Raw genomic sequence first — 5,126 nt, 5'->3', positions numbered from 1 at the left:
ACATCCTGATCCTTACCCCATTTTCCAATAACCTCAATTACCAAAAAAACCTATTGCTTCCTTTGTAACCTTGTGGTAAAAAAAACTTGTTCACCGCAGGAAACATCCTGATCCTTACCCCATTTTCCAACAACCTCAATTGCCAAAAAGAACTCTTGCTTCCTTTGTTGCTTTGTTGTTAATAAATCTTACTTCCTGAATATCGGAAAAACAGAAATCTAGAAGAGTTTATTTTCCAAGCACCACGCCACTGCCCTTTCCAGATCCTCTTTGGTATCAACTGCAATAGCCTGATGGGTGGTCGGTACCATCTTGATCCTAACACCATTTTCCAACAACCTCAACTGCTCCAACATCTCTGTGGTTTCCAAAAATGACTTGGGCAATCCGGTGAAAGCCAAAAGTGCCTCCTTGCGGTAAGCATAGATCCCCACATGCTTCCAATAGGAAATCTCCACCGCTTGTTCTCTCACATATGGAATGGGACTTCTGCTAAAGTAAAGCGCATAATTATTCTTATCCACCACCACCTTGACGGCATTAGGATTTTGTGCTTCAGAAGCAGCAATGGAAAACATCATTGAAGCAACCTGCACCTCGAGATTCGAAAAAACAGCAGTCAGATCCAGCAAAGACTTACCGTCCTGAAAAGGTTCATCACCCTGCACATTCACAAAAATATCCGCCTCGATACCCATTGCGGCCTCAGCAATCCTGTCAGAACCGCTTTCAAATTCCCTTGTGCTGAAATATACTTCCCCACCCACAGCTGTGATTTGATCCGCTATTGCTTGATGGTCCGTAACCACCACCACCTGATCAAACACTCCCGTTTGTTTCGTACTCAGGTAAGTCCTTTGAATGACAGACATCCCACATAGATCCTGAACCAACTTGGCCGGAAAACGGGTAGAGGCATACCGCGCAGGAATCAAAGCAACTTTTTTCATTTTGAGTATCAAGTATTAAGTACCAAGTATTACGTACCAAGAAACAAGAACCGAGAGGCGAGAACCGAGAAGCGAGAGGCGAGAGGCGAGAGGCAGAGCCGTTTTAAGGATCCTTTGCTATTAAAGAAGCAAGGAACAGAAACTCGACCTGTCTCATTTAACCAGTTAATCAGTTAACCAATTTACCCGACAACGCACAGCTGACAGCCCGAGAACAATTACACCCGTCCGCCGTGGCGGAACTACTACCAAGAGACCCTTCGTACCTCAGGGTGACGCCTTAGAACCCGACAACTTGACAACGCAAAGCAGACAACGCGAAGCAGACAACAATTACACCTGTCCACCGTGGCGGAACTACTACCAAGAGACCCTTCGTACCTCAGGGTGACGCCCGAAAACGCGACAACGCGAAGCAGACAACAATTACACCTGTCCGCCGTGGCGGAACTACTACAACCAGAGACCCTTCGTACCTCAAGGTAACGCCCGACAACCTGACAACGCGGAGCTGATAACCCGACAACAACTACAACCTCCCCTGAGATTCTTCACCACAATCAGAATGACGCTACGCTACACCCTAAACTTCCCAATAAATTTATCTAGCCATTGCGAAGGCTTCTTTTTGGAATCATCATCCTCGTAATAGTTGCCGGTATATTTGTTTTTCCTCATGTAAGAATAATTATAGCCATAGCCATAATTGTATCCTCCAAAATCATACACATCCCCCCCTGCCCTGATGCCGTTGAATACAGCATAAAAATCTCTGATCTGATCATTGGCATACAAGTCATTGATCATCAAAAGGTACTTTTTGTGGGTATAATCCTGTCGGATAATATACAGGTTCACATCCGAAAACCGGAGCAAGTCCATTGTTTCAGACACCAGACCAATCGGCGGGGTATCCATCACCACCACATCAAAATCCCCCTCCAGATAGGTAAGAAACTCCACCATCTTGTCTTTGAGCAACAATTCCGCAGGATTGGGAGGTACCGGTCCCGAAGGTACGATGTAGAGGTTTTCATATTTGGTAGGAATAACGATCTCTTCTTTGGTAGACCTATCGACCAGGTAGGAAGAAAGCCCCACTTTATTGCCCACACCTACATAATCAGCGATTTTTGGTTTCCTCAAATCCAGGCCTATCAAAACCGTCCTCTTCCCACTCAGGGCCATCGCCGCGGCAAGGTTGAGGCTTACAAAAGTCTTTCCCTCTCCCGAAACGGAGGAGGTTACCAGTATTTTTTTACATTTCTTCTCACTTGCTATATAAAACAAAGCTGACCTCAATGACCTAAAAGATTCCGAGACCATGGCTTTGGGATGCTCTGCCACTATCATATTGGTATCCTTATTACTCAAACCGATGGTCCCCAACAAGGGTATCCGGATCGCATTTTTCAATTGAATTTGGTCCATTATCCTGTTGTTGAGGTAATGAAATGCCAGCAAAAACAACAATGGGATAAAAAACCCAAGGCCTAAAGCCAATCCATAGTTTTGCGCTTTCTTTGGAAAAATCAGACTCCCTCTTCGGGCATAATCCAAAACCGAATTGTCCGGAACATTGGAAGCTTTGGCGATTCCTGCCTCGGCCCTCTTTTCCAAAAGGTAATTATAAAGGTTTTCTCTCAGCTTGTACTGCCTCAAAATCCCCGTATAATCTGACTCTGTCTGTGGCAATTTGGCAAACTCCTTATCCAACTCTTTAAGTCTCTTTTGAGCTTCCACTTTCCTCCTCTCCGTATTGGATACGAGGTTATTTATATTTTCAAAAATATTCTCCCTCAGTTTGCTGATCTGTTCATCCACCTGCACCACGTTAGGATGGTTTTCATTCACCACTGCCAACAATTTCCTCCTTTCCATAGATACCCCAACCAGACTCTGAATCAGTCCATTGAGGAAACCATCACTCAATCCCACAATAGACGGGGCAATGATATCGGAATAATCCTCCGTCTTGGTACTGAGGTAGGTCTGCAAGGACCGGTAATAACTCAATTCAAAATTTATTTCTTGAATCAAGTTTTCTAAATTTTGAATATTTCCCAATACCCCGCCAAACTCCGAGTCTACATTCATCAGTTTATTGTCGACCTTAAAATTCAGCATGGAACTCTCCACCATCTTAAGGGTATCCTCCAGGATATGCATCTGATCACTGATAAACCTCAGGGTATTTTCAGAGATCCTATTCTTTTCCTTTAGATCGTAATCAATAAAAGAATCCATAAGCGCGTTGACATAATCCCTTCCCTTTTCTACCACCCGAGACACCATAGAGACCTGCAGGACTGTACCCAAGCTATTGATAGGCCTTACGGTCACCGCACGGGAATAATTGTCGAGCACATCTACGGGGTTATGAATTATAAAGTACAACTTGTCCCCCTCCTGCATGTCCCGAGTTTGGTGCACCACAAACTTTGACCTATCAGATTGGATCACATCCCCAAACTTGTAAGTTTTATTCAAAATAGCCTCATCCAAAGGCCTGTTGTTCTTTGAATTGAAAAAATCAAAAAAGGCTTTGTCCTCTTTGGTCAAGGTAAATTCGGTATCAGAAACCATCGTAAAATGTACCGTCCCTCCCTCAGATTGATGGATATTCCAATCCACCAATACCTTGATCGGTGATTTGTCATACAATTCCACTTCCTTGATATTGGTCGAGGCATAATAACTGACATCAAAATGAAGTTTTTTCAAAGCTTCCTCTGCCAAGTTCTTAGACGTAAACAGGAGGATGTCATTTTCAAGGTTATTGCTTCCCGAAAAAATATTGGACCTGTCTAGAATCCGAACCTCGGGAGAGTTTTTTGGCTTGATCAGGACACTTCCCTGCACTTGATATTCCTCTACCGAATACCTGTGAAATAGGAAAACCAAGACCATCGCAATAAATATACAAGTACCATACAAAGGCCAATATCGCGAATACTTGATCAGGTAATATTTGATGTCAATCGGCTTTGCTTCCTGCTCAAACTTCGATATGTCTATCCTCCCGTCTATCATATATTACCTCTGATTAGCGCAAAAATCAATAAAAGCGAGCTTGTGACCGAAATGATCAAACCCAAAGATTGAGAAAAATTATCCGCATTGCCTATCTGCCTGATTCTCATTGGTTCCAAATAAAGGATATCATTGGGTTGGATAAAATAATAGGGAGATGCCAGCAAAGCCCGGTCATTCAGATTGATCTGATGGATTTTTGACCCCCCATCGTATTGACGGATCAGAAACAGCTTGTTCTTTCTAGCCAAAATATTGGTTTCTCCTGCCAAAGAAATGGCATCAAAGATAGTTGCCCTGTTTTTCATAATCACCATGGGACCACCACTACTGAATTCTCCCATTGCTGTAAAGCGGATCCCTCCGATCCGCAACTTGACAAATACCTCTTCTTTGAAATAAGCCCTGATTTCCTCCTGTACCTTAATCCTTGCCTCCTCCTCGCTGAGGCCTGAAATTTTCAACCTCCCTATCTTGGGCAAAAGGACATACCCTTCTTGATCGAGTGAATAGCCGGTAAAGTAAAATATATCACCGGCGCCTCCGCCACCACCACCCATTCCTCCACCCATTCTTCTTGAACCCTGAAATTCAAATGCTTTGGTCAACTCCTCATCTGAAGATGAAAAATCGATGTCCACAATATCAAAAGGCTGAAGGATATACCGATATTCTACTTCCGCAAAAGGAATAAACTGATCCAATTCGATGGGCTCATTTTCAGGAAGATTTTGAAGGTAGGTAATCCTCTTATTGCTGATACAGGAAACTGCTAAAAATAAGAAAACAATCCAAGTGAGAAGCTGCTTCATAAATATTAAGCGGGGTCGATAAGTCTTCAAATATAAATAAATAAAGTAAATATGGTAATAAAATCCCCATTTTGAATTTACCTACCCACCGGTGAAAGTTCTCTCTTGCTATCCATGTTTACCCGCTTCTCCTGAAGCAGGTTTACTACCCACTCGCTATCCTGCTTCTCCAGAAGCAGGTAAAACCTGAATCATTTTCTCCCACAAAACCGCAAAAAAAACTATGTGTTCTATATGATCTATGTGGTAAAAAGAAAAAACTATGTGTTCTATCTGTTCTATGTGGTAAAAAAAGAAAAAACTATGTGTTCTATCTGTTCTATGTGGTAAA

At 42.9% G+C, this 5,126-nt stretch carries 3 protein-coding genes; all 3 read right to left on the bottom strand.

All coding sequences use genetic code 11. The features are described 5' to 3' along the window. Positions 1-218: 218 nt before the first annotated feature. The 3 genes from kdsB to MMU07_RS21475 all read right to left on the bottom strand — a co-directional run bounded on the left by kdsB (position 219) and on the right by MMU07_RS21475 (position 4,795). The gene (gene kdsB, locus MMU07_RS21485) at positions 219-950 is read right to left on the bottom strand and encodes a 3-deoxy-manno-octulosonate cytidylyltransferase (protein ID WP_241128669.1); all 732 of its coding nucleotides are present in this window, start codon (positions 948-950) and stop codon (positions 219-221) included. A gap of 576 nt (positions 951-1,526) precedes the next feature. Beyond that, positions 1,527-3,983 carry a GumC family protein gene (locus MMU07_RS21480; protein ID WP_241128668.1) on the bottom strand — a complete coding sequence of 819 codons (2,457 nt, stop codon included), beginning with the start codon at positions 3,981-3,983 and terminating at the stop codon, positions 1,527-1,529. Beyond that, positions 3,980-4,795 carry a polysaccharide biosynthesis/export family protein gene (locus MMU07_RS21475; RefSeq protein WP_241128667.1) on the bottom strand — a complete coding sequence of 272 codons (816 nt, stop codon included), beginning with the start codon at positions 4,793-4,795 and terminating at the stop codon, positions 3,980-3,982. Before MMU07_RS21475 ends, MMU07_RS21480 begins: the two co-directional genes overlap by 4 nt. Positions 4,796-5,126: the final 331 nt, after the last annotated feature.

The sequence above is a fragment of the Cognataquiflexum nitidum genome (assembly GCF_022538055.1).
In the GTDB taxonomy this organism is placed as follows: domain Bacteria; phylum Bacteroidota; class Bacteroidia; order Cytophagales; family Cyclobacteriaceae; genus Cognataquiflexum; species Cognataquiflexum nitidum.
This window is presented reverse-complemented; position numbering and strand designations above follow the sequence as displayed.